The sequence below is a fragment of the Vibrio sp. SCSIO 43136 genome, from assembly GCF_023716565.1.
Taxonomy (GTDB): domain Bacteria; phylum Pseudomonadota; class Gammaproteobacteria; order Enterobacterales; family Vibrionaceae; genus Vibrio.
Genome location: NZ_CP071849.1, coordinates 1207948 through 1231962, shown reverse-complemented (window position 1 = coordinate 1231962; position 24015 = coordinate 1207948). Strand labels below are relative to the sequence as shown.

The following is a 24015-nucleotide window of genomic DNA, read 5'->3' as shown; positions in this document are numbered from 1 at the left end:
CCCCAATCATTAATTGCCAAATTCAATGAGTTTGCTTAGCCTAACCTTTCATCAATAAGGAGCGATGAATGACTACGGATAATCAAACTCGTTTTACTCTTCTTCCCATCAAGCCCCAACATGATGCCGCGATGCGTCATATCATCAAAACTGTAGGTGCGGAATTTGGTGCCGTAGGTGAGGGCTTTGGCCCCTCAGACCCTGAAGTTGATGCTATGAGTCGACATTACCTACCTGAAAATAAGAGCCTCTATTTAGTTGCACTGTGTGATGAAGAGGTCATTGGTGGCTGCGGTATCGCCCCTTTTGGCCAAGACAGCAAAGTGTGTGAGCTAAAGAAACTATTTTTGTCGGAAAAAAGCCGAGGTTTAGGCGCGGGGAAAGCGCTGACATTGGCCTGTCTAAATTTCGCTCGAGAACAAGGTTTTGAATCCTGCTATCTGGATACTTTAAAGAGCATGACCGCAGCTATCACTATGTACGAAAAATTAGGGTTTGAGCATTTAAGTGCACCAATGGCTGAGACCGAGCATGGTGGTTGTGACGTTTGGATGCTGAAACAGTTCGGCTAGTCGTTGCTGCCTAATTTGCTGTGCTATCCAACGAATGAAAGGCATAGTTCTCTCGATAAAGAAAGCCTTGCTCCAAGACGGAACAAGGCTTTAGTTTGTAGTGTAATCTATTAGGTTATAGTGATGGGTTCAAAATCTGTTGCGTACGTTCGAACACATCTAGGCCTTGCTGTTTTAGCCAATAAGGAATATCGATCAATACCCAGTTTTCAGAGAGTTTGTCGTTGTTTCGGTAGTAAACATCGACAACTTGCATGTCTGCACGTACCTCTCCACCAGTCATACCTAAGAAGCCACCAATTGGTGTATTAGATAGGTTTGGCCAACCAAAGAAGCATGCAAAATTGCCCTCAGCAAAGCGGCAAACATGGCCGTTGAACTTCTTATCCTTGAGGTTATTGCGGAACGGCAACTGGTGCTGCTGTTGGTAACGAGGAATGGTGTAAGATGCGCCGATCCCACATGGACCGTACCAGATCATGTCTTTAGACCAGCTCTTTTCTAGAACTTCAGGAGGACAACCCATTGCACCACTGTCGTTAAGTGCTGAGAGGTCATCGACCATTTTATTGACCAAGGCAAGAGTCGCTACTCCTTCTTCAGGTGCGGCGTCATTGAACAACAGACCGTCGTGGTTGCGAGGACCAGGGTAGACAAAGTGTTTGCCCGTTGATGGAGGAAGTGGGTAGCAACCCGCCTGATCCATTGCGCCTAATAGGTCTAAGAACAAACCTGTCTTAGTGATTTTCCCATCGACGACACAGTTAAATTCTGCGTAGCGGATATTGATGATTTTTCCCGTTGGGCGCATACCAAGGTATTCAGCGTCAAATAGGCCCATGAAGTGACCCATGCTCATTACCCAGATTTCATCGGGTGAGATTTCGTTGTTACCACCGATGAAGATGTCTTGACGACGTTGCATGCGAGTCATCGATTTCATCAGTGGAGACCAAAATACATCTGCCGCAGCTTGCGCACCTTGCTGCTCACGAAATGGATAAACTCCGCGCCACAGGTAGTCTTCTGAAGTGTGCGCTTTTAATACATCAGCGACTGTTTCATGCGTCGCATTTTCTATTGCGTCGAAATATTCACGCACGATACGTTTAGCTTCTTGATACTTAGACATAACTTTCTCTCTATTAATGCCGAGCTGACATTGGGAACAGGACTTGGATAATAGGCCCAGAGAGTGACCTCTCTGGGCAAACTTGATTATGCGGTCGCTTTTTCAAGCTTTTTTTCTTTGCTGAAGATGCCGCCTTTTAGTGTTTCTGGCAGGGATAGCCATAGTAGACCAGCTACAATCCATACGATTGGTGAGCCCCACATTGCTGTTGCTAGGTCTGAGCGTTCTTTGATGAATACCAATACCATTGGTGCCCACATGCCGATAATACGACCACCGTGGAATAGCGCTGCACCAAAGCTACGTAGGTGCGCTGGGAACAATTCAGAGAAGTAACCACCCCAAACAGCCGATGCTGATAGACCGAAGTTATAAATAAGACCTAAGATGGCTAGCATGTTTAAGCTACCAATCATCACGTCGCTTGGCGCAACGAAGAATACTGAAGCCATGATGCCCGCAAGGATGAAACCGAATGCATTGACCTTACGACCAAACTTGTCGGCAATGGCACCCCAAATCCAAGCTCCGAAAAGTGAACCAAATGCAGAAATAGAGAAGATCACACCAATGGTCGTACCGTCGAACTCACGTACTTCTTTTAGGTAGGTAGTTACGAAACCCGAGAAGAACTGGTAACCATAAAAGTTAAGGCCGGCCAGCAACAGACAGGTGATTGTCAGCTTACGATATGGTGCGCTAAGCATTTCACCCCATGAGCCTTTTTTCACTGGCTCTTCAGCTTGGGCTTTAGTGGCTTGTTCTTCTTCACCGTAAGCAATAACTTTCTTGTCGCTAGGCAGGATGAACACCATTACAACGGCTGCTACCAACGGTGGAATGCCGCCAACCCACATTAGGCTTTCCCAAGGTGCGTTAATCTCTGATAGGAATGCTGCGTACGCACCCATTGCCATCAGAGCGACTGAGAACATGGATGAAGCGAAAGCTGTCAACTTGCCGCGTACTGTTGGGGTAAACAAGCCAATCATCAGGCTAACTGCAACGGTAAAGTAACCGCCAAGTGAAATACCGATGATAAAACGCATTGCAGCCCAAGTTGTGTAGTCGGTGAACATCATATTGATGATGGTTGCGCCGCCGTTCAGTGCTGTAATGGCAATCAGAGTAGATTTTTTACCGAAGTTAGTGGCAAACCACGCACAACTTAATGCACCAATCAGGGCACCAACGGATTGCCAAGTATAGAACTGAGCAGTATCTGCCAAGCTGATCCCGTCGTAAGCCTCAACGATATATGGGCGTACGTAGTCAATTATCACAAAGTTGTAACAGTAAAAGAAGTAACCGACTAGTATCGCTAAGTAAGCTGCCATGCGTTGCACCAAAGGCACTTCGCTCATGTGTTTTCTTGCTGTCATAGCTGCAATTCCATTGTTTGTATGAGTTTTTTCAGAAATATCTCTGTGCTGAGAATATTCTGGTGTCGTGTATTGATGGGATAAATCATATAAAAAAATACCCACAATTTTTTGTGATCAAATCCTGACTTTGATTGAGTGCGTACCCATTTATGCTCAATAAAGTGATCTAGGTCTAATTTTTAGCCTGGATGGCACGGTTATTAATCAAAATGACAGTTTTAGGTTGAGAAAGATCACGTTTGAAAGTTGTAAAGGCAACGAATGATGAATAAAAAAGGTACGATTGATTAGGTTGAAGCAGCAATCTAGGCGGGTTGGATTATTTGATGGTTACGTACTCAAGCTTTGTAGTAATAGGACTGTATGTGAGTTTTACCCTATTAATCAGCTACATGGTGAACAGGCGAGGCAGTGGTGGCGGCGACTTTTCAACAGGTAGTCGACAATTTGGCTGGTTTACTGCAGGCATTTCTATACTGGCGACTTATATCAGTGCGATGACATTTGTCGGTATGCCAGGCTGGGTTTATCACTCTGGTATGCAAGCGCTGGCGATTCATCTCAACTATCCGATAGTGATATTTTTTGCCGTAGTCTTGTTTGTCCCAGTGTTTTATAAACTTGGCTTGACCTCTATTTATGAGTATCTCGAATTGCGATTTGGCGTGTATGCAAGAACGATTAACTCTTTAGTCTTCATTTTGGTTCAATGCATCTCCGCCGGGGTCATTTTATATGCGGTTGCGCTTATTTTGGTGCAGGTGCTCCCAATATCGATATATGAATCAATAATTTATATCAGTCTTTTTACTGCGCTTTATACCTACTCTGGGGGCATCTCAACCGTTATCTGGACTGACATGCTGCAATCGGTGGTACTTGGTATCGGCAGTTTATCTATTTTTGTAATTTTGCTGGTTGATTTTCAATCAGGAAACCAAGTGGCGGTGGACCTGGGTCAGCATGTTGAAGTGTTTAACTTTTCTCTCGATCCTAAAGTGGATACTACCTTGTGGGCTGGTTTGTTTGCTGTGGCCTTTTTGCATCTAAGTGTTTACGGCTCGAACCAACTAATTATTCAGAGAACGCTTGCAACAAGAGATGTTGAGCATGCCCAAAAAGCGATGCTGGTATGCGGATATGGTTCGTTCGTCATTTATCTGTTCTTCTCCTTGATGGGAGTACTTCTGTATCTCTACTACGGAGGTAAGACGTTTGAAAACAGCAATAATGTTATTCTCGACTTCGTGTTTCATCACACCAATCCGATTGTGGTTGGCATGGTGATATCTGCACTGGCGGCAGCGGCAATGTCGACACTCGATTCGACATATAACTCAATGGCGACCGTCGCAACGTTTGATTTGTATAAGCGGTTTGTTGGTAAAGACAAACCCAAACAACACTATGAGAATGTGGCTCGTAAATTGAGTCTGGTGGCGGCAGTCTCGGTTGTTTTGCCTGCAATGTTCGCCGTGTCGAATGAATCCGTATTGAAAACCATCGCCAGTCTAACCTCTATCTTTGTGGGGATTCGTCTCGGGTCTTTTTTACTTGGGCTTTTGGTCAGCAAAGCAAATGAAGTGGGCGTTATCATCGGAAGTATCGCCAGTATTCTCGCCATTATCGTTTGTCGTTATTTAGAGTGGTCATGGCCATGGTATGCACCAGTTGGAACAATAGTATTTTTGTTAGTTGGGAGCTTGGTCAGTTTGCGCTGGGGCGAAAACAGCCCAACTCAACTAAAATTTATCCAGCAGCAAAAGCAGTTAATCGCCAAACCCAAACCTGTCCATTATGGCCTATTTTGGTTTGCCGCTCTCACGCTAGGCATCTGCGCTGCAATCCCAAATTGGCTTCAATCCGCAGTATAGAGAGAAGAGTATGTTATCCATCTTCGATATATTTAAAGTAGGCGTCGGCCCATCTAGCTCTCACACTAATGGTCCTATGCTTGCTGGTTTTTCTTTTGTGCAGGCGCTGGCACCCCAAGTGGAGCAAGTGGCAAGGGTGCAAGTAGATCTGTACGGTTCACTGTCGTTAACCGGTAAAGGCCACCATACCGACCGAGCTACCTTGTTGGGCTTGATGGGTAACAAACCTGACAGCATCGATATCTCAGCTGCGAATCATCAGATGCGTACAAGCCTTGAAAACCAAGTATTACCATTACGTGGTGAACACTCGATAGCTTTTGACCTAGACAGAGATCTGCTGTTTCATTCCTCAAACCTGCCATTACACGAAAATGGAATGACCATCAGTGCATTTGATGCCAATAAAGAGTTGCTTCTGAGCGAGACATATTACTCGACAGGTGGCGGCTTTATTGCGACCGAATCCGAGCTAAAAAATAGCGGTGACAGTAAAATCGTTGACGTGGAGTTTCCCTTCAATTCTGCTGAAGACATTCTCAATCAAGCCGATCAGAATGGACTTAGCATTGGTGGAATGATTTTGCGTAACGAGCTCTCCTTTAATAGTGATGAAGCCATATCGGCTCGTGCGGAAAAGGTTTGGCAGGTGATGTCTTCAGGCATTGAACGAGGATTTAATACCGAAGGTATTCTTGAAGGTGGGCTGAAAGTAACTCGTCGTGCCCCTGCACTGGTGAAAAAGCTCCAAGCTAATGCAGCCATAGAAAATGACCCCATGGAGGTGATGGACTGGATAAACGCCTTTGCATTTGCAATGAGTGAAGAAAATGCTGCAGGCGGACAAGTTGTCACGTCACCTACCAATGGTGCAGCAGGGGTTATTCCTGCGGTGTTGATGTACTACCATCGTTTTATCCAACCGCTAGATACGCCGCAGCTTAGAGATTTTATGGCTGTCGCCGGAGCTATTGGTATGCTTTACAAAATGAATGCGTCAATCTCGGGGGCGGAAGTAGGGTGCCAGGGTGAAATTGGTGTTTCGTCTTCGATGGCTGCTGCGGGCCTTACCGCACTTAGAGGTGGTAGCAACGAGCAGATCTGCATGGCAGCCGAGATTGCAATGGAGCACTCGCTGGGCATGACGTGTGATCCAATTGGCGGTTTGGTTCAGGTGCCATGTATAGAGCGCAATGCAATGGGTGCGATGAAAGCGATCAATGCATCTCGCATGGCATTGAAAAGAAACAGCAAGTGTCTAATCTCACTCGATAAAGTGATCGAAACCATGTATCAAACTGGTAAAGACATGAATAAAAAATATCGAGAGACGTCGCTCGGTGGTCTAGCGGTGATTCATATCACGCCATGTGAGTAGCTGGATATGTGAGTAGGGATATCGGCGCCCCGGTAGGCGATCGAAAAGATATCGAGTCCCAATTTAAGAGCACCTAGGTTTGGTGCTCTTTTTATTTACCCAAAATGCTTCAATAGATAGTCAATAAAGACCCTAACTCGTTTAACTTTTTGGCTGTTACGATTGAAATAGACGTAAATGCCCGGATAGGTTGACCAACGAGTTTCCAAGATAGGCAGTAAGCTTTTATCTTTTAGATGCGGTTCTAGTGCAGGATAGACTAAACGCCCAATGCCAAGCCCTTCTTTGGCGGCATCGACCATGAGATCGGTATCGTTGACGATCATACTGATAGGGATTTCAACCTGTGTTTCTTGACCATTCTCAACGAGATTCAATCGAGCTAATTTATTCGAAGTCATGAAGCGATATTGAATCAATCGATGTTGCTTCAGATCATCAAGTGACTTAGGTTGGCCATTTTTTTCAATATAGCTAGGAGAAGCGAACAGAGCTTCTTTCATTGGTGGTGTCAGCTGTTTCGCAACCATGTCTTCATCTACGATACTGCCAAATCGTAGCCCGAGATCGAATCCTTCTTTCGCAATATCAATCGCCGCATCAGAGATAGAGACCTCCAGTTGTATCTGCGGATAGAGACGACAGAAATCGGCGTAAACTTTTTGGAAATAGGTGTTGTAAACAAACCTAGGAATGGTCACCCGAAGTGGTCCACTTGGCTCATCACTGAGCTCTTGCACACTTTCCAGTGCATAGTTAAGGGAGTCCATCGCCGACATCGTTCGCTCGTGCAGCAATCTTCCTGCTTCGGTAAGTTCAATCTTACGGGTAGTGCGGTGAAAGAGGGTCAGGCCAATATTCGCCTCTAACAGCTTCAAGGACTGGCTAACAGAGGGGGCAGCCATTTCTAATTTTCGTGCGGCACCTCGAATACTGCCTTCACGCACAATCGCTTGAAACACCTGCAACTGATTGTAAGTCGTTCCTTTCACGCTTTATCCTTAGTTTGTTAGTTTTTACCTAATTAAATAATAGGTTTTAAGTGGCTACAAGCGAATAATTCGAAAAGTTAACATAGCGGCCATCAAATCAAGTTAACTGATAGCATTTGCTAGGAGCACAGCATGAGCAACGTCGTAGTGATCTCTGGTCATCCGAATCTAGAGTCTTCTTTCACTAACAAAGTCATTTTGAATCAACTGGACGAGGCACTTGATAGTGTTGATATTCGTAGACTCGACCTCCTTTATCCAAATTTTGATATCGACGTAGAGGCGGAACAGCGAGCACTGGTGGATGCACAAGTGGTCGTGTTTCAGTTTCCATTTTACTGGTACTCAGTACCAGCCTTGATGAAAAAATGGATTGATGACGTATTTAGTTTCAATTTTGCTTACGGTCCAGAAGGGGACAAGTTAAAAGGTAAAGATTTCATCATCTCAACCACGGTTGGCGGGCCAAAAGAGTCTTACGATCCTTTGGGTTATAACCACTTCACGATAGAGCAGTTGTTGTACCCGATTCAGCAGACAGCGTATTTAGCTGGTATGCACTATCACTCGCCGATATTTACTAATGGCATGGTCTATATTCCGGGCGTTTACAACACTCAAGAGGGTGTTGAAGACAAAGCTAAAGAGCACGCGGGTCGATTGCTAGTAAGCATCAACGAGTTACTGGAGTCCCCACAAGTGAAAATTCACAAACTTGTTCAGACTTGGTTTGAGCAAATGGACCAATTAGACGGAAACTCCGGAGCCTTCCATGCGATGCTTAATAACGACGTTGTGATTACAGCGCCAGAAGGCACCTTTAATGGCATCGCAGGGTTTAATGATTGGTATGAGTTGTTACGTCAGAGTTTCAAACCCAATTGCGAACACGATATCGAACAATTAGAGGTTGAAGATCGTGGCGAGCAATTTCTTGCCAAGTTGCGCATTCGTTTGAAGGCTGAGACTTTGGCAGGGGAGCCGGTCAACGTGCTAGTGAACGAAGAGTGGCTGCTTAGTACTAACGCTGAACAACTAGTCATAGATGATTATAAAGTAGAGCCTGTGGTCTCATAATACTGCCTAGACCCGCTTGCAGTTCATTCGCTGTAAGCGGGTCTAATCGTTTATCGGTATAACCAGCGATAAAACGGCGTTTTCTCAATCCCTCGGATGAGTAGATATGAGAAGACCAAAGTACCAGACAGCATGACTACATCTCGCATCCCATAGGTCAGCCCAAGATAACCTGCCAGGTTCGTCATTAAAATCGCCACAGGAAGGTGAGTGACATACATAGGTAATACATATCTTGATTGTTTAGTTAGCCATTGCGTTTGCCCTAGCTCAGGTTGCGCTAGCAACCACATAAAGCAACCAGCGCCCCATAAAACCGTGCCAAACAAGAAGTCGTTCATGTTGAAGGTATAACCGTACTGATGAACAATGAAGGCTTCGCTTAAATGCATTGCGCAACCTACTATGGTTAAAATTGTGGCTTGTTTGCGAGTGGCTTGTATGGACTCTTGGCGAATTGTGAAACCAATAGCGAACAGAAGCGTGCTAAAGAAAGGGCCATTGCGCGTAAAAATAAACGACTCTAGTCCTGTAAATGTGTGGTAGCTGCCTGCAAGTACCCCATAGACGTACAATGCGATCCCGAGTGGAATAAGCAGCTCCAGCTTACGAAACTTGGCAAGCAAAGCGGTGATCAATACGGAGCAAAGCAAGGCTGGGATAAACCAAAGGTGAACCAGTCCACCTTCAAATAAGCTGTTAATAGGGGACGAGAGCAAGTAGTCCCAATAACTTTGCCTTTCCGCCAAATAACCCCACTTGGCAACCTCTTCCAGATTAAACGGCATTAGCAGACAGATAACGCTCCAGACGACAAAAATGCGCAGTAGCGGCACACTGTAGCGTTTGAGCGTTGCGATTGGTGCATCCGTTAATCTTGGTGCGATGAGATAGCCAGATATCAAGAAAAACAACGGTACCGCAAATCGGGTCAATTGATTGAAAATATAGGCGACCCATGGCTCCTCATTAATATGCCAGTATGAAAGAAACATTTGGCAATGCATGGCGACGATAGCAAGAATGGCGATGACTCGACCGAATTCAAAACTGTGGATTTTATCTTGGCTCATAAATACCTACTGTGAACAATGACCCTAAAGGTCAGTAAGCTCTAGATATCAATCAATGGTTGTGAGTTCAATTGCATAAAACTGCGAATGTCTAGACGATCGCAAAAGCAACTGTATCTAAATATGAGTTGAAACCTTTCCATAACAGCTAAGCAATATTACCTAGATGATGGCTGGTAGGTCCCATCATTAATGGACTCGTCAAACAAGCGTGTTAGACTGATTTTTTAAGTTGTTTAAGGAAATACAATGTCAGTGGATTACTCAAAGTATCAGGGGCTTATCTTTGATATGGATGGGACACTTATCGACACCATGCCAGCCCATCTCGACGCTTGGGAAGAGACCGCAAAAGCGTTTGATATCCCGTACGATCGAGCGTGGATAAATAGCATGGGTGGAATGCCAAGCGCCAAGATTACAGTGGAAGTCAACCGCCGTTTCGGGCTGGATCTAGACCCACAGACAGTGGCGAAGCATAAAATGGCAAATTTCCTCAAGATTGAGCATCACGGTGATTTGATCCCGATTACTAACCAAGTGTTTGATCGATACAGACAGCAAAAGAAAGTCGCCGTTGGCACGGGAAGTTTAAGAGAAAATGCCCAGATGCTATTAACGAAAACAGGGCTGATAGATAAGCTGGATGCCTTGGTCACTGCAAGCGATGTCGAGAATCATAAGCCTAATCCAGATACTTTCCTGCAAGCGGCTGAGCTTATTGGAGTTGCACCTGAGTTGTGCTTGGTGTTTGAGGACACAGAACTCGGTAAAAAAGCGGCCCATGCGGGCGGTATGGACTGCATGATGGTGGAAGGTGACGAACTGGTGTTCTATCCACTAGAGCGCTAAACGCTGAATAAACGTTCAAGGCCACTGCAATGCAGTGGCCTTGTTAAATCCTTATAAAACACCTGCCCAGTAAAGAGCATTCGTTAATGTCATCCCAAACATAACGGTTAGCATTGCGAGAAAGCCCGCGGCCATTTTTACTTTTTCCATCGTTATGAGTTCTTGGTGTGGATTGGGGCGTGGATTTTGACCTAAAGTTCTACGTTGAACAAGTTATGAACACTGATTTGACAAAAAATTGACTAAGCCGATTCTGCACTTCTATTGAGAGCGACATATGGTCGCAGAGTTCAAATAATAAGTGCGAGCTTTCCCGTGTTATCAGAAATGTTTACGCTAACAAGTTGAAAAAAGGAAGCGTAGGCGATATGTTTCGTCGTTGATTAGCCCGTTGTAAAAAAGGACGCCCTAATGGACTCGGTTAAAGTCTGTCGTGAATCTTGGTATTTCTTCAAACAAAACATCACCCTGATTATTTCTATCTTGTTTCCATTCTTCATCTTGACGGAGTTGGTATACGCCATGTTCCCCGAAAGTTCTTTGGGACAAGTCTTGCTACCAATTTTCTTACTACCAATCTCCCAAGCGGCACTGATCATGGGCTTCCAGTCAAGAATTACTGGTGAAACCTTATCGGCGATTCAATGTTATATGAAGGGGTTACCTTATTTTCCGGTGCTTTTAGGGGTATTCATTCTTAGTGGTATAGCGATGGTAGTGGGTTTGATCGCCTTCATCATTCCGGGCTTTCTTTTTATGTCCCGACTGATGATTGCTCAATTTGAGGCGGTGATTGGCGGCAAAGGGGTCTACGAGTCACTATCGGACAGTTGGAATGTGGTTAAGCCTGTCACTTGGCCAGTGCTATCTGGCTATTTAATGATTACCATTTTGTCTATCGTGCCAATGCTACTTTTCGGCTTACTTACGTCTGGCGCAGAATCGCCTGTACTGGCATTGGAGCTGATTGGAGGCGCAATTGGAACACTTCTTAGTGCGTTGCCGACCATTTACGCATTTAGAATATACTCGAAACTGGTCGCAAGTCCACAAAGTGCATAACCAGCAGGGCTTAGCAGCCTGACTACCTAATTAGTATGAAACGAACGAAAGAATGCAGCCAAATGGCTGCATTCTTTCGTTTAAAGGTCGCTTAATTTTTAATCGATTCTACACTTTTAGAATAACGATATAAAAGCTAGGTAGATTTATGCAATGGATAAAAGATCAAACCATTAGCCGTAAAGTGCTTGCGTTAGTTGCCGCTCTGGTTTTGATGCTAGTGATCTGTGCGGGCTATGCAATCAACAAAATGAACATTATTGGTTACGAAATTACGGGGATTGCTGAAGAAAACATGCCACTGGTACAACTGACCAGTGAGATCACTATCAACCAACTAGAATCTGCAATTCTGGTTGAAAAAGCCATGCGGTATGCCGGCCTAACGGGTCAACATACCGATCAAGAGATCGTTATGCTGCAAGATGAAGCACACTCAATTGGCTTGAGAATTGATGAGAAATTACTTATTGCTAAGCAGTTGCTTTCTACAGCCATTACCCATGCATTTACGGAAGAGATGCGCCGTGAAGAGGAAGAGTTGTTACGTCAGCTAGACGTAATTATTTCCCACCACAAGACATATGAAGAGCATGCAATGGCTCTGCTCAATGAAAGTCGCTCTGGCTTATCGATGCAATTATTAGATAAGAAAGTGACAGAGCTCGAAAAAGAACAAGCAAATTTCAACCATGAACTGGAAGCTTTCTTGCTTGCCTTAGAGGAACTCACGCACAAAGCTTTACTCTATACTCAGGCAGAAGAGCAAAATGCCCTGGAAGGCATGATTTTCCTAACGCTGATCTCAGCTTTATTTGGTATGGGGTTTGGCGTTGCGTTTAGCCGCAATGTAGTGATACCACTCAAGCGTGCGGCGAAACTGGCGAATTCAATGGCTAATGGAGACTTTAGCAAGCAGATCACTGCGGATAGCAAAGATGAAGTCGGGCAATTGGTTCAAGCTATGGGGAGCATGAGCGAGAAACTGAACCAAACTATTACTGAAGTGTTGAGCAGTTCCCAAGATATCCATCAGTTAACATTACAACTCGCTCAAGCAGCACAAACCAATCAAAGTGCGATGGAAGAGCAGCAAATGAACACCGAGCAAGTCGCAACAGCGATGAGTGAGATGGCAGCAACCGTGACTCAAGTAGCAAGCAGTGCAAACAGCGCTTCTGATGTGACCGATAGCGCCGAGAAGACCGTACAGCAGGGGCATCAGGTAGTGTCAGCTAGCGAAAGTAGTAATGATAGCCTGAACCAGATCTCTCATGAGTCTGCTCAAAAAATGGCCCAAGTAAATACCAGCAGCCAAGAGATCGGTGGCATCATACAAGTAATTAACGGCATTGCCGAGCAAACTAACCTTTTGGCACTCAACGCGGCAATCGAAGCTGCACGTGCAGGTGAACAAGGACGTGGGTTTGCGGTTGTTGCTGACGAAGTGAGGGCGCTAGCGAGTCGAACTCAGGAGGCTACCGGTCAAATCGACAGCCTGATAACTGGCTTGCAACAGCATACCGAAGCCGCTGTTCAGACCGTACAGCAGAGCCAACAGTATGTTGAGCAAAGTATTCAGCAAGCAGGCGAGACCAAAGAGTCATTTAACCTGATCAGAGATTTAGTGGATGAGATCAGCCAGATGAACAGCCAGATCGCTGCGGCAAGTGAGGAGCAATCAGTAGTGGCAGAGCAAATAAGTCAGAATTTAGAAGGCATTAAAGAATCAGGTTTTGAGGTAACAAAGGGGGCAAATGTTACTGCGGAAAGCAGTCGAGCGTTGGAGTCTCAGTCACAGCGTTTAAATGCCTTAATGGCTCAATTCAAGGTATGATTCTGGTAACGTTTACACTTGGTTGTCTTAGTGGGTAGTTGAGCCAATGTTGGGTCTGAATATTCATTTTTGGATAGATTCTAGCCAATAAAAAAAGAGCCTAACGGCTCTTTTTTTATTACTTTAGCAATAGCTCCCTGATTACTGATTGCTAGTAATGCAAACACCATTGCTATCAAACAAATGACAGTCGTCTTTAGCACAACTGATCGTGACTTGTTGATAACGTTGAATTTCTTTGTCACCTGGTAGATGAACTTTAAAGCTATCCACACCAGAAGATTGACCGAACATATAGGTACTGTTACCCAAACGTTCTACCACTTCAGTGTGGAATTCAAGTTTAATGTCGCCTTCATCGTGAACTTCAATATGTTCTGGTCGAATACCTAGTTTAAGCGCATCTCCCACAGCTGGAAGCTGCTTGGTTTTAGGTACAAGAACCACTTGATTATCCATAGTTTTTAGCTCAATCGCAGTATCATGGATAGCCGTCACTGTGGTTGGGATAAAGTTCATTTTTGGTGACCCGATAAAGCCTGCAACAAACTCATTCGCTGGGCGATGGTATAGCTCAAGCGGCGAACCTACTTGCTCTACATCACCGTCGCGCAACACAACGATTTTGTCTGCTAGCGTCATTGCTTCTACCTGATCGTGCGTTACATAGATCATGGTGTTTTTAAGCTCTTGATGCAGCTTAGCAATTTGTAGTCGCATCTCGACGCGAAGTTCTGCATCGAGGTTGGAAAGCGGCTCATCAAAAAGGAAAACTTTCGGGTTACGTACAATCGCACGGCCAATCGCCACACGCTGTCGTTGACCACCAGAAAGCTCTTTTGGTTTACGGTTCAATAAGTGGTCAAGCTGCAAGGTTTTTGCCGCCATATGCACTTGTTTTTGAATGCTTTCCTTAGGATGGCCGTTCATTTTAAGGCCAAAACCCATGTTCTCTTCAACCGTCATATGTGGGTATAGAGCGTAGGATTGGAATACCATCGCAACCCCACGTTCTGCAGGGTCTACCTCATTGACGAGCTCAGAGCCGATGTGAATTTCCCCTTCGGTGATCTCTTCTAAACCCGCAACTAAGCGTAGAAGGGTTGATTTACCACAGCCTGACGGCCCGACAAATACAACGAACTCGCCGTTATTGATTTCCAGATCAACTCCGTGGATGGTTTCAACATCTCCAAAGCGTTTGATAACTTTTTTCAGTGTAATGTCTGCCATGTTTCACTCCCACACATGTCCAGCAGCGTTTCTTACTATAAACATACTGACTTCCCCTATTAATGTTAGCCAACATTCGGCGAACCTTGAGCTTGATCATACTTATTCACCAATTTTATTAAAAAAGTGTGGTAACGTTTACACAAAATGTCATTTGTCCTGCGACGGATGAATTTTCGACCTATGATAAAGATGTACTAAGTCATCACCTCAAAGGCGAAATCGCTAAAAACAAATTAGGGATGACTTGAGTTGGGTACAACCCGGAACTAAGGGCTCGTTGTAATATGGAACCGAACGTGAAACCTCTCTACCCAGAGAACCGAATGCCATCGGCAAGATCTAAAAAACGTGTTAGCACTAAACTAACGCCTTGGTTATTTCTTGCGCCAGCAATGGCAATTTTTGCTGTCTATGTCATCTATCCAATCGCCGATAGTATCTGGCTCAGTTTTTATGAGTGGGATGGTCTTGGTGAGAAAGAGTGGGTAGGTCTGGATAACTATCGTGAGCTATTTGACTCAGAAGCTTTCTATACCTCGCTGAAAAATAATTTCTTGTGGCTAGTGTTCTTTATGCTCGCTCCGCCGCTAGGGTTAGCCATCGCACTGTTCCTCAACCAACAGGTTGTCGGAATTCGACTCGTGAAGTCACTTTTCTTCTTTCCATTTGTTATTTCACAAGTTGTTGTTGGTCTAGTATTTGCGTGGTTTTATGACCCAAGCTTTGGTCTGTTCAACATTGTGTTAGAAGCATTTGGGGGATCTCCGATTGCTATTCTATCCAATGAAGAATTCGTTACTTACGGAATCATCGCTGCTGGTTTGTGGCCTCAGATCTCATACTGCATGATCTTGTATCTCACGGGTCTAAATAACCTCGATCCAGAGCAGATTGAAGCGGCGCGTCTTGATGGAGCGAAGAAATGGCGCATGCTTTGGTATGTAGTATTGCCACAGCTTCGTCCAGCGACCTTCATCGCTATTGTTGTTACCGTTATCGGCGCACTTCGTTCATTCGACTTGGTGGCAACCATGACATCAGGTGGTCCGTGGGGCAGTTCGACCGTACTTGCCTACCAAATGTATGAAGAATCTATTTTTAACTACCGTATGGGTTACGGTGCCGCAGTATCAGTGATGTTATTCCTCATCATGGACATTTATATCGCTTACTTCCTATGGCGTATGATTAGGAGTGAAAAATAATGTTTCCACAACCGATTCAAAAAGCAGGTCGATTTGCCAACATCAGTTATCGTACTGCATTGCCAATCGCAATCATTATGTGGTTGTTACCACTGATTGCAGTGATGATGACATCGATTCGCTCGATGGAAGATATCAACAAGGGTAACTACTGGGGATGGCCGAGCTCGTTCAACTTCCTAGAGAACTACACTGAGGTATTTACTGCGACATCTATGGGTCAATACCTGATGAACAGTTTGATCATTACACTTCCAGCAGTTGCCGGTTGTGTAGCGCTATCAACATTGGGTGGCTATGCGTTAGCTAAGTACAAGTTCAAGGCCAATATCTGGATCTTTGCAACCTTTATTGCTGGTAACTTTGTACCTTTCCAAATCCTGATGATCCCGGTACGTGATATCACGATCACCTTTGGGCTTTACGATACGCATATTGGTTTGATTCTGTTCCATGTCGCGTTCCAAACAGGTTTCTGTACCCTGTTTATGCGTAACTTCATCGTCGGCATCCCTGATGCATTGATTGAAGCGGCTCGTGTTGAAGGCGTTAACGAATGGAAGATTTTCTGGCACGTGGTGCTGCCGCTGGTTCGTCCTGCATTAGCTGCGCTGTCGGTATTGGTATTTACCTTTATATGGAATGACTTTTTCTGGGCATTGGTACTGGTTCAAAGTGACGAAGTTCGTCCAGTAACCGCTGGTATCAGTGCGTTGAAAGGGCAGTGGCTAGCGTCTTGGCAGTTCATGTCAGCGGGCGCTATCGTCGCGGCAATTCCTCCTGTGGTGCTGTTCTTTACTATGCAGCGTCACTTTATTGCCGGACTCACTTTAGGGGCAACGAAAGGGTAGCAGCAGTATCGCGCCTTTTCCGCTCCACTAAAAAAGCGCCCGATTTGACGGGCGCACATTAAAACAAAAATTGGACCAAATGAGCATAAGCTCTTGTATAAGGACCTAACTATGAAATACGTGAAACACCTAGCTGCGGCAATTACCCTCTCCGCAACTATGAGTGCAACTGCTGGTACTCTTGTGATTAACTCTGACCAAGCTGACCCAGCGCCAAAAGCGACTTGGGAGTCGATTGTTAAGCAATTCGAAGCGGCTAACCCAGATATCACAGTGGAATATAACCTGTACGATAAAGAAGCTTACAAAACAACCATTCGTAACTGGTTGGTAACTTCACCACCGGATGTTGTTTTCTGGTATGCAGGTAACCGTATGAAAACGTTCGTTGATCGTGGTCTGTTTGAAGACGTAAGCGACGTTTGGTCTGCAAACAACATGAACCAAGATTTCAAATCAGCTGCACCTGCGATGACTATCGATGGTAAGCAATGGGGTGTTCCATACACCTTCTACCAGTGGGGCGTTTACTACCGTAAAGATCTGTTCGAGAAATTCGGTATTGCTGAACCAAAAACTTGGGAAGAGCTAAAAGCTGCTGCGGCGACTCTTAAGAAAAATGAAGTTGCACCGTTTGCTATCGGTACTAAGTACCTATGGACAGCAGCAGGTTGGTTCGATTACTTGAACCTTCGTACTAATGGTCTAGATTTTCACATCGACCTAATGGACGGTAAAGTTCCTTACACTGATGATCGTGTGAAGAAAACTTTCGCAAACTGGGCAGAGCTAGTTGAGCCAGGTTATTTCCTAGAAAACCACGCCTCTTACTCTTGGCAGGAAGCTCAACCGTTCCTATACAACGGTGAAGCGGCGATGTACCTAATTGGTAACTTCATCACGCCAAACTTCCCAGCAGAACTTGATGGCAAAATGGGCTTCTTCCAGTTCCCAGTAATCGATCCAAGTGTTGCGATGGCAGAAGATGCACCAATGGATACTATCCATATCCCATCTAAAGCGAAGAACAAAGAAGATGCTCGCAAGTTCCTAGCGTTTGTTGCTCAGCCTGAAATTCAGCAAATGATCAATGAAACCTTGCTGCAAATTCCAACTAACAGCAAAGCGAAACCTGCTGACGACCCGTTCTTGAACAAAGGCGTGAAAATGCTAGCAGAAGCGGAAGGTACTGCGCAGTTCTATGACCGCGATACTGATCCTGCAATGGCGAAAGAAGGTATGAAAGGATTCCAAGAGTTCATGGTTCACCCAGATCGCTTAGACAAAATCCTAAAACGTCTTGAGCGTGTACGTAAGCGCACATTCAAGTAATAAAACAGCAAACTGCGGCGTGAAAACGTCGCAGTTTTTTATTTGGCAGTGCTCACGTTGAGCTTGTCACTGTTTTGTTGTGCTAGGGAGAGGTTATGAGTGAAGGAAACTTTGAAACTAAAACCGTTGTACTAAAAAATCGCACAGGGATGACGATTGAGTTGTTAAACCTTGGAGCGACTTGGACCAGTTGTAAAATACCGCACGGCGATGCGCTTAGAGAAGTTTTGCTATCGCCGGGCTCTATTGAGAACATTCAAAAACACACCGCCTACATGGGTACCAGTGTTGGCCGTTATGCAAATCGCATCAAAGGCGGTCAATATCAATTTAAGGGCGAGTCAGTTCAACTAAAGACTAACCAAGCGGGTAATACCCTACATGGTGGGCCGCTGGGTTTCGACAGGCGCATTTGGGACGTTAAAGAACAGTCTGCTAACCGAGTGGTGTTTGAACTCATTTCCGAAGATGGTGATCAAGGCTTCCCCGGCCGTGTCATTGCCCGCACTGTGTATGCTCTTGGTGAAGACAACTCCGTAAATATCGAGTATCGAGCGACAACCGATAAACCAACAGCAATAGGGCTGACTAATCATGCCTATTTTAATCTCGACGGTGAAGGCTCAATACTTGAGCACCAGTTAACGGTCGATGCTAGGCAGTATCTACCGACCAACGAAGTTGGTATCCCTTTAGGAGAGCTAGAAGCGGTGTCGGGCACAGGTTTTGATTTCCGACAAGCAAAAGCGCTGGGACGTGATCTCTTGTGTGATGATCAACAAAGAAGTGCTAAAGGTTATGATCATGCCTTCTTTTTCGCATTGGAGCGAGATGTGCGAGAACCCGTGGCGACCTTGGCATCTAGTGATGGCCGAGTCACCATGGACGTGCTGACCAACCAACCAGCCATGCAGGTGTATACAGGGAACTGGCTTGCGGGCAATCCTAAGCGAGAAGGCGGTGAGTACCAAGATTACGCGGGTGTCGCATTAGAAACTCAGCTGCTACCGGATTCGCCAAATCATCCTCATTGGCCTCAGCCGAGTGCGATGTTACTGCCTAATGAAGAGTATCTTCATAAAACCAGCTACTTATTTCGTAGCGATGACTGATATCAATAGGTAAAGAATAAGCCCCCAACTGCAATGCAGTTTGGGGGCTTTTAAATTGTTACTTGTATAGGTCGCTAATATCTCTAGCTTTGTTTAGAGAAGCGGTAAGTCTGTACCTTTTGTTCTTGTCCATCAGCATAAACATAGCTCTCAAGCATCCAAATGTTGTTGCCGATAAAGGCAAGCTCAACACGAACATTGCCGCTGTCTACGTTCTCGTAAATCACTGCATTCGTGTCAGTTGCGTAGAAGTTGTATCGAGTGCTGTTTGGCATCGCTTCGCCAGCAAACTCGACCTGCGTATCGGTGGCGTTGTTGGTGATCACCATTTGATAGCCGTTTTCTGGGCTGAAGTGGAAACCTGCCGACATATCTAAGCCGTCGGGATTAGATAGCTCGACACGAGCCTGTTGGGTAGACTCTAGCTTGCCAGTGGCTGAAATCGCATTTGCGGTTGCAAGGTCTTGGTCGTAGTTTTGAATATTGACTTGCCACTCGCCAATAAAGTTATCAAGCTGCTGCCAGTGTTGTGGTTGATTGGCTTGCGTTTGGCCACCGATACCAGCAATAGCATCATCTCGACTACTGCTGCGTATAGTCTCGCGATTATTTTGAATATCAACACTTGCACCACTCACGCCGCCAGCAACGCCACCCGCAATTGCACCTTTAGCTGCGAGTTCAGCATCCCCCGTCAGTGCACCTAAGGTTAATCCAAGCAGAGCACCACCAGCAGCACCTTGTTTCGTGGCGGCATTAGGGTCGTCTTCACCTGGTGTTACACAGGCGGTTAAAAGAGGAATTGAAGCCGCAACGGCCAGCAAATGAAGTTTATTAACGGTCATAGAAGAGTGCTCCTTAACGCCGGATATCAAAATGTCTGCAAGTAATCTATCAATCCAATGTCAGGGAATATTCAGCGGTTCAATTGCATGTGTTTCTAGTTATTTCAAATGTAAATGGTTGGAAATAGTGTAAGGCATATGGAGAAAACGGTAACCTAGTGGTCACTGTTTAGCTTCTGGGAATTTAAATGTGCGCAGTCGTGTTAAGAAGTCCTCCTTGGAGATGTCGAGGTGTAGGGTTCGAAAGGCATCTTTAGTGTCGAACAGGTATAACAAGTCGTGCTCAATTTGTCGTAGCCTAGGTTTGCCTAAAGATACTTCTAACTGTGTTCCGAGTTTATCAGTTTTTTCTGAAGCTTCTCCTTCCAAACACAAATCAAGGGTTTTGCTAGAGAGATAGAACACTACATAGTATTGAAGCTCTGGAGATACTTGATGGAGCCAGTGGTTATCTGCTAGCGAAAACGGTTTTTCAGTGGAGCAGTTGATGGCTTTTGCTTGCGCACTTAGTGACAGCCCTAAGAGTAAGGCTATAATGAGCTTACAGATTTTCATAAACACACTGCCAGAATTTAAGTTCATCACCTGTCTTGTTCGTAAAATGAGCGAGCGCTTCATTCTTTATAATTTTTCTCGTTATTACTGGAATTGAAGTCGCTGCTCTAGCAAATGTTTCCCAATCTGACGTTGAGATATTGTAGGTAGCAGTTGCAAAAGAGTTTTTGAAGAATACTTGGTAAATCGCTGTTGTACCAATCAATCCAGATATAAGTTTCATGTTTTGTACCTTTCGATTTATCTCTCGAATGCTCTCCTGTGAGCTTTCTGACAAAATTAGTCCTTGAATCATACATTTTTTAGTTGCCATAAATTCCCTTACCTTTGTTATGGGACTAAATGCATTTTACTCTCCATATTGTTCATTGGTTGTTGCTTTACGATAGTTTGGGATTGATTACATAGAAAATGGGTCGTTTCTCATTCTTTTCGAGTTTGAAAGTAGGGCTGAAAATAGTGAGGTATAATTCAGTGACTAAGGTAGCTACAAAGAGTTAAATGAGAGTGGAAATAAATAAGTTAGTACTAGATAGTAAAACTTGCCCCATATGCGGAAAAAGCAACCAATGCGGCAACAAAAGTAGCCAAGCCTTCGCATGTTGGTGCGGCGATCCTTCTATTCGATTTACTGAGTCACTATTAGCGAAAGTACCTCAGCACTTGCGTGGCAAAGCGTGTATTTGCAAATCTTGTGCACTCAAGTATCAATCGTAATAGGCATGCGTCCTTACCCCTAATATCAATCCTACTTAAGTTATCACGCCCAAGTTACAAATGATCGCTTTTCTGTCGTGAGCGTACTTAATCAGTATGTCCATTTGCGAGTAGCGATTATGAACCATAATGCGATCATCAATATTACCAACCTGAGACTGCGTACCTACATTGGCTTTAACGATGAGGAAAAACAGAAGCAGCAGGATATCGTCATTAACGCTGAAATCCATTATCCCGCCAGCAAGCTTTGCTTGAGTGACGATGTAGAAAGTGCGCTCAATTACAAAACGATCTGCAAAAAGGTTATTCATCATGTGGAATCTGGACGCTTTTTGTTACTAGAGAAGTTGACCAGTGATGTGCTCGGTTTATGCATCGATCACCCTTGGGTTTCCTATGCCAAAGTCACGATAGATAAACCTCATGCGCTGAGGTTTGCAGACTCAGTTTCTCTCACCCTTAGTTATTCCGCTAACTCACAAGAAAAGTAGTAGGAGACGCATATGATCAGTAACGAAGCCAAAAAGGTAAGAGACGCACTTACCGAGCGTAGCCTAGAGACACCGCTTATCCCTAACGAAATGACATCAGAGCAGAAATATCAGCGCATTAAAGGTCTGCTGACTGAGATGGTCGGGGTGTTAGGGTTAGATTTGACCGACGACAGCTTAGCCGAGACGCCACATCGAATTGCAAAAATGTATGTAAACGAGATCTTCTCGGGCTTGGATTACGCCAATTTTCCTAAAATCAGTGTGATTGAAAACAAGATGGGTGTGGATGAGATGGTTAAGGTCTCAGACATCAATCTTACTTCTACTTGCGAGCATCACTTTGTCACTATTGATGGCATGGCGAAAGTGGCTTATCTGCCAGATAGCAAAGTCATTGGACTGTCTAAGATTAATCGCATTGTGCGATTTTTTGCTCAGCGCCCGCAAGTTCAGGAAAGACTGACCCAGCAGATCCTGGTGGCCATTCAAACTTTGACCGAAACCCAAAATGTGGCGGTGACCATCGATGCAACTCACTATTGCGTTAAGTCGCGTGGGGTGATGGACGTCAACTCAAGCACCTCGACTACTGCGCTTGGCGGTGTATTTAAAACGGATGCTCAAACAAGAGCGGAGTTTTTACAATGAGTCAGACAGTATTGATTACGGGGGTTGGCAAACGTCTAGGGTTAGCGACGACAAAAGCGTTGCTGGAAGAGGGATATCATGTGGTCGGTACTTACCGAACCGAGTATCCAAGTATTGCAGAGCTAAGAGAACAGGGTGCTGACCTCTATCGAGTAGATTTTTATCGTCAATCAGAAGTTGATGAGTTTATTTATACTTTGGGTCGACGCTATTCTAGCCTTCGTGCCATCATTCATAATGCCTCGGATTGGTCACCTGACCCCTCTTCTGATACAGCATCCTCTAGTGCTGCCGAGACTTTGCACAAGATGATGACTATTCACGCTGCTATTCCTTATCAACTTAACTTAGCTCTTCAGCATCAGCTCAAGGAAAATCAGGTCGCAGATATTATTCATATTGGGGATTTTGTGGCAGAAAAAGGAAGCAAAAAGCATATTGCTTACGCCGCAAGTAAGGCGGCGATGAACAATTTAACCTTGTCCTTTGCGTCACTGTTAGCGCCTCATGTGGCGGTCAATTCCATATCCCCTGCGATGATCAAGTTCAATCATGGCGATAGTGACGAATATAAGAAAAAGGCATTAGCGAAAGCTTTATTGCCCCGAGAGGCAGGTTATACCGAGGTGACCAAAGCGATTAAGTGGCTGCTTGACAGTCAATTTATGACAGGGAGAAACTTTCAGCTTGACGGTGGGCGTCATTTGAAATGACGCCCAATGATGTCGAGGAATAGGGTGGTTTAGACTTCTACTTTCTTCTTATCAGCAAGGGCCATGGCGATATGGCTTTTGAAGTAAGCCGCTTCGTTGATAAAGTGCGGGTAAGTGTCTTGGGCCTGCTGCCAACAAATCTCTTCACCATCAAATGTAGTTAAAAGAGGCTGTCCCTGTGCTACGGCTTGGAAGTCTTTACCGCATACATCAGGGTGCACCATCGCACGTCGCATTCCATCTTCATCCATTGGGATGTAGACTTCTTCCGTGTAGTAATAAGCATCGTAGTCACTCAGCGCCCCAACTTGGTCGAGATTATGTTTTTCTACATAATCAAACACCGCCGTTACCATCTTTTTCATCAGCGCTAAGGTTTCTGATTTCAGAGAACCGTGTGCTTGCGCTCCAACCTCGATCATTACGCCATACTGACCAGCGGTACACAAATACGCTTGTTCTTGCCAAGGCTTTCTATCTTCAAACAGGATATTAGCCTCTGGCATTTGCTGTTTAACGTACGCCCCCATTTTGGTGTAGAAAGGGTCGTTGGTCAGTAAGATGAGTGTTGCGCCCATATTGCTGGTGGTGTTGTGAAGATCGATGATTAGTTGGTTGTTTACATCGCCATATTTTTCAATGAACTCACGAGCAAGAGTCTGTTCATGGTTTGTAGGTTCGTTTGCTTGAACTTCAGGGGAGAATTGACGATTAAGATCGACATCTAAATAACGTACGTTGTTCTCGATCGCTTTATGATTGGCTAAGACGGTGTGAGTGTCGAAAGATGAGCGAGTGGCGTTAAATAGCCCATCGCTGATCAGCTTGTTTAGGTAGATCCCCGACAGTTCATTACCGTGGGTGCCGGCGACGAGTAAGATGCTATTTAGTTTGTCCATCTCTTTAATCCTTGCTGAATTCGAAGCATGCATTACTGCCATAAGTTACTGACGAGTAATACTTAGTAGTTGTCTTTGTTATAACATAGCCAATTAGCCAATGGAATATGTGGCTGACTAATTATTCATTTTATTTGCATTTATTATCACTTAGTTGGCGTCCTCCCGTTG

The 24015-nt window shown here is 44.8% G+C and carries 24 protein-coding genes; 15 read left to right on the top strand and 9 right to left on the bottom strand.

From position 1 onward, the window contains the following. The first annotated feature begins 68 nt into the window (after positions 1-68). Positions 69-572 (top strand): GNAT family N-acetyltransferase, encoded by a 504-nt coding sequence (locus tag J4N39_RS20465; RefSeq protein ID WP_252024429.1) that lies wholly within the window; start codon positions 69-71, stop codon positions 570-572. A 115-nt stretch (positions 573-687) separates the two neighbouring features. On the opposite strand, the gene J4N39_RS20460 is transcribed toward J4N39_RS20465, so the two are convergent. Continuing rightward, positions 688-1704 carry a nuclear transport factor 2 family protein gene (locus J4N39_RS20460; RefSeq protein ID WP_252024427.1) on the bottom strand — a complete coding sequence of 339 codons (1017 nt, stop codon included), beginning with the start codon at positions 1702-1704 and terminating at the stop codon, positions 688-690. 86 nt (positions 1705-1790) lie between these two features. Continuing rightward, positions 1791-3086, bottom strand: coding sequence for an MFS transporter (locus J4N39_RS20455; protein WP_252024425.1), 1296 nt, complete (start codon positions 3084-3086; stop codon positions 1791-1793). Between the two features lie 329 nt (positions 3087-3415). Here J4N39_RS20455 and J4N39_RS20450 point away from each other — a divergent pair, with 329 nt between their 5' ends. Continuing rightward, positions 3416-4963: a sodium:solute symporter family transporter gene (locus J4N39_RS20450; RefSeq protein ID WP_252024423.1), complete on the top strand. Its 1548-nt coding sequence runs from the start codon at positions 3416-3418 to the stop codon at positions 4961-4963. Between the two features lie 10 nt (positions 4964-4973). Further along, complete coding sequence (locus J4N39_RS20445; RefSeq protein WP_252024421.1) at positions 4974-6341, top strand: L-serine ammonia-lyase; 1368 nt, start codon at positions 4974-4976, stop codon at positions 6339-6341. 95 nt (positions 6342-6436) lie between these two features. Here J4N39_RS20445 and J4N39_RS20440 read toward each other — a convergent pair whose 3' ends face one another. Further along, a complete protein-coding gene (locus J4N39_RS20440) occupies positions 6437-7333 on the bottom strand; it encodes a LysR family transcriptional regulator (protein WP_252024419.1) in 897 nt (298 codons plus the stop codon). 132 nt (positions 7334-7465) lie between these two features. Here J4N39_RS20440 and J4N39_RS20435 point away from each other — a divergent pair, with 132 nt between their 5' ends. Further along, positions 7466-8410 carry an NAD(P)H-dependent oxidoreductase gene (locus tag J4N39_RS20435; RefSeq protein ID WP_252024417.1) on the top strand — a complete coding sequence of 315 codons (945 nt, stop codon included), beginning with the start codon at positions 7466-7468 and terminating at the stop codon, positions 8408-8410. Positions 8411-8460: 50 nt separating this feature from the next. On the opposite strand, the gene J4N39_RS20430 is transcribed toward J4N39_RS20435, so the two are convergent. After that, a complete protein-coding gene (locus tag J4N39_RS20430; protein WP_252024415.1) occupies positions 8461-9483 on the bottom strand; it encodes an acyltransferase in 1023 nt (340 codons plus the stop codon). Positions 9484-9732: 249 nt separating this feature from the next. Here J4N39_RS20430 and J4N39_RS20425 point away from each other — a divergent pair, with 249 nt between their 5' ends. The 3 genes from J4N39_RS20425 to J4N39_RS20415 all read left to right on the top strand — a co-directional run bounded on the left by J4N39_RS20425 (position 9733) and on the right by J4N39_RS20415 (position 13234). Beyond that, positions 9733-10335 carry a beta-phosphoglucomutase family hydrolase gene (locus J4N39_RS20425; protein WP_252024413.1) on the top strand — a complete coding sequence of 201 codons (603 nt, stop codon included), beginning with the start codon at positions 9733-9735 and terminating at the stop codon, positions 10333-10335. 411 nt (positions 10336-10746) lie between these two features. Next, positions 10747-11397, top strand: coding sequence for a hypothetical protein (locus J4N39_RS20420; RefSeq protein ID WP_252024412.1), 651 nt, complete (start codon positions 10747-10749; stop codon positions 11395-11397). 148 nt (positions 11398-11545) lie between these two features. After that, positions 11546-13234: a methyl-accepting chemotaxis protein gene (locus J4N39_RS20415; RefSeq protein ID WP_252024411.1), complete on the top strand. Its 1689-nt coding sequence runs from the start codon at positions 11546-11548 to the stop codon at positions 13232-13234. Between the two features lie 141 nt (positions 13235-13375). Here J4N39_RS20415 and J4N39_RS20410 read toward each other — a convergent pair whose 3' ends face one another. After that, positions 13376-14467: an ABC transporter ATP-binding protein gene (locus J4N39_RS20410; RefSeq protein ID WP_252024410.1), complete on the bottom strand. Its 1092-nt coding sequence runs from the start codon at positions 14465-14467 to the stop codon at positions 13376-13378. A gap of 287 nt (positions 14468-14754) precedes the next feature. Here J4N39_RS20410 and J4N39_RS20405 point away from each other — a divergent pair, with 287 nt between their 5' ends. From J4N39_RS20405 to galM, 4 genes are all read left to right on the top strand, one after another. Continuing rightward, the gene (locus J4N39_RS20405; RefSeq protein ID WP_252024409.1) at positions 14755-15675 is read left to right on the top strand and encodes a carbohydrate ABC transporter permease; all 921 of its coding nucleotides are present in this window, start codon (positions 14755-14757) and stop codon (positions 15673-15675) included. Continuing rightward, the gene (locus tag J4N39_RS20400) at positions 15675-16526 is read left to right on the top strand and encodes a carbohydrate ABC transporter permease (RefSeq protein ID WP_252024408.1); all 852 of its coding nucleotides are present in this window, start codon (positions 15675-15677) and stop codon (positions 16524-16526) included. Before J4N39_RS20405 ends, J4N39_RS20400 begins: the two co-directional genes overlap by 1 nt. Positions 16527-16637: 111 nt before the next feature. Then, positions 16638-17858: an ABC transporter substrate-binding protein gene (locus J4N39_RS20395; RefSeq protein WP_252024407.1), complete on the top strand. Its 1221-nt coding sequence runs from the start codon at positions 16638-16640 to the stop codon at positions 17856-17858. 95 nt (positions 17859-17953) lie between these two features. After that, complete coding sequence (galM, locus tag J4N39_RS20390) at positions 17954-18970, top strand: galactose-1-epimerase (RefSeq protein WP_252024406.1); 1017 nt, start codon at positions 17954-17956, stop codon at positions 18968-18970. Between the two features lie 83 nt (positions 18971-19053). On the opposite strand, the gene J4N39_RS20385 is transcribed toward galM, so the two are convergent. From J4N39_RS20385 to J4N39_RS20375, 3 genes are all read right to left on the bottom strand, one after another. Further along, positions 19054-19815, bottom strand: coding sequence for a YMGG-like glycine zipper-containing protein (locus tag J4N39_RS20385; protein WP_252024404.1), 762 nt, complete (start codon positions 19813-19815; stop codon positions 19054-19056). A gap of 162 nt (positions 19816-19977) precedes the next feature. After that, positions 19978-20370, bottom strand: a complete 393-nt coding sequence (locus J4N39_RS20380; RefSeq protein ID WP_252024402.1) for a hypothetical protein — start codon at positions 20368-20370, stop codon at positions 19978-19980. Continuing rightward, complete coding sequence (locus J4N39_RS20375; RefSeq protein ID WP_252024400.1) at positions 20357-20683, bottom strand: hypothetical protein; 327 nt, start codon at positions 20681-20683, stop codon at positions 20357-20359. Before J4N39_RS20375 ends, J4N39_RS20380 begins: the two co-directional genes overlap by 14 nt. Before the next feature lie 188 nt (positions 20684-20871). Between J4N39_RS20375 and J4N39_RS20370 the strand changes: the two genes are divergently transcribed. The 4 genes from J4N39_RS20370 to folM all read left to right on the top strand — a co-directional run bounded on the left by J4N39_RS20370 (position 20872) and on the right by folM (position 22945). Further along, on the top strand, positions 20872-21087 hold the full coding sequence (locus J4N39_RS20370) for a cysteine-rich CWC family protein (protein WP_252024398.1): 216 nt from the start codon (positions 20872-20874) through the stop codon (positions 21085-21087). Between the two features lie 119 nt (positions 21088-21206). Continuing rightward, positions 21207-21581, top strand: coding sequence for a dihydroneopterin triphosphate 2'-epimerase (folX, locus tag J4N39_RS20365; RefSeq protein WP_252024396.1), 375 nt, complete (start codon positions 21207-21209; stop codon positions 21579-21581). A gap of 12 nt (positions 21582-21593) precedes the next feature. Then, complete coding sequence (gene folE, locus J4N39_RS20360; RefSeq protein ID WP_252024394.1) at positions 21594-22232, top strand: GTP cyclohydrolase I FolE; 639 nt, start codon at positions 21594-21596, stop codon at positions 22230-22232. After that, the gene (gene folM, locus J4N39_RS20355) at positions 22229-22945 is read left to right on the top strand and encodes a dihydromonapterin reductase (RefSeq protein WP_252024392.1); all 717 of its coding nucleotides are present in this window, start codon (positions 22229-22231) and stop codon (positions 22943-22945) included. Before folE ends, folM begins: the two co-directional genes overlap by 4 nt. A gap of 29 nt (positions 22946-22974) precedes the next feature. On the opposite strand, the gene J4N39_RS20350 is transcribed toward folM, so the two are convergent. Continuing rightward, the gene (locus J4N39_RS20350; RefSeq protein WP_252024390.1) at positions 22975-23844 is read right to left on the bottom strand and encodes an aspartoacylase; all 870 of its coding nucleotides are present in this window, start codon (positions 23842-23844) and stop codon (positions 22975-22977) included. Between the last annotated feature and the right edge of the window lie 171 nt (positions 23845-24015).

Coding starts and splice junctions, on each gene's coding strand:
- J4N39_RS20460 (WP_252024427.1), bottom strand. CDS start 1,704: ATGTCTAAGTATCAAGAAGCTAAACGTATCGTGCGTGAATATTTCGAC.
- J4N39_RS20410 (WP_252024410.1), bottom strand. CDS start 14,467: ATGGCAGACATTACACTGAAAAAAGTTATCAAACGCTTTGGAGATGTT.
- J4N39_RS20415 (WP_252024411.1), top strand. CDS start 11,546: ATGCAATGGATAAAAGATCAAACCATTAGCCGTAAAGTGCTTGCGTTA.
- folE (WP_252024394.1), top strand. CDS start 21,594: ATGATCAGTAACGAAGCCAAAAAGGTAAGAGACGCACTTACCGAGCGT.
- J4N39_RS20450 (WP_252024423.1), top strand. CDS start 3,416: ATGGTTACGTACTCAAGCTTTGTAGTAATAGGACTGTATGTGAGTTTT.
- J4N39_RS20400 (WP_252024408.1), top strand. CDS start 15,675: ATGTTTCCACAACCGATTCAAAAAGCAGGTCGATTTGCCAACATCAGT.
- folM (WP_252024392.1), top strand. CDS start 22,229: ATGAGTCAGACAGTATTGATTACGGGGGTTGGCAAACGTCTAGGGTTA.
- J4N39_RS20385 (WP_252024404.1), bottom strand. CDS start 19,815: ATGACCGTTAATAAACTTCATTTGCTGGCCGTTGCGGCTTCAATTCCT.
- J4N39_RS20380 (WP_252024402.1), bottom strand. CDS start 20,370: ATGAAAATCTGTAAGCTCATTATAGCCTTACTCTTAGGGCTGTCACTA.
- J4N39_RS20425 (WP_252024413.1), top strand. CDS start 9,733: ATGTCAGTGGATTACTCAAAGTATCAGGGGCTTATCTTTGATATGGAT.
- J4N39_RS20375 (WP_252024400.1), bottom strand. CDS start 20,683: ATGGCAACTAAAAAATGTATGATTCAAGGACTAATTTTGTCAGAAAGC.
- J4N39_RS20350 (WP_252024390.1), bottom strand. CDS start 23,844: ATGGACAAACTAAATAGCATCTTACTCGTCGCCGGCACCCACGGTAAT.
- J4N39_RS20370 (WP_252024398.1), top strand. CDS start 20,872: ATGAGAGTGGAAATAAATAAGTTAGTACTAGATAGTAAAACTTGCCCC.
- J4N39_RS20395 (WP_252024407.1), top strand. CDS start 16,638: ATGAAATACGTGAAACACCTAGCTGCGGCAATTACCCTCTCCGCAACT.
- galM (WP_252024406.1), top strand. CDS start 17,954: ATGAGTGAAGGAAACTTTGAAACTAAAACCGTTGTACTAAAAAATCGC.
- folX (WP_252024396.1), top strand. CDS start 21,207: ATGAACCATAATGCGATCATCAATATTACCAACCTGAGACTGCGTACC.
- J4N39_RS20405 (WP_252024409.1), top strand. CDS start 14,755: ATGGAACCGAACGTGAAACCTCTCTACCCAGAGAACCGAATGCCATCG.
- J4N39_RS20435 (WP_252024417.1), top strand. CDS start 7,466: ATGAGCAACGTCGTAGTGATCTCTGGTCATCCGAATCTAGAGTCTTCT.
- J4N39_RS20430 (WP_252024415.1), bottom strand. CDS start 9,483: ATGAGCCAAGATAAAATCCACAGTTTTGAATTCGGTCGAGTCATCGCC.
- J4N39_RS20465 (WP_252024429.1), top strand. CDS start 69: ATGACTACGGATAATCAAACTCGTTTTACTCTTCTTCCCATCAAGCCC.
- J4N39_RS20455 (WP_252024425.1), bottom strand. CDS start 3,086: ATGACAGCAAGAAAACACATGAGCGAAGTGCCTTTGGTGCAACGCATG.
- J4N39_RS20445 (WP_252024421.1), top strand. CDS start 4,974: ATGTTATCCATCTTCGATATATTTAAAGTAGGCGTCGGCCCATCTAGC.
- J4N39_RS20420 (WP_252024412.1), top strand. CDS start 10,747: ATGGACTCGGTTAAAGTCTGTCGTGAATCTTGGTATTTCTTCAAACAA.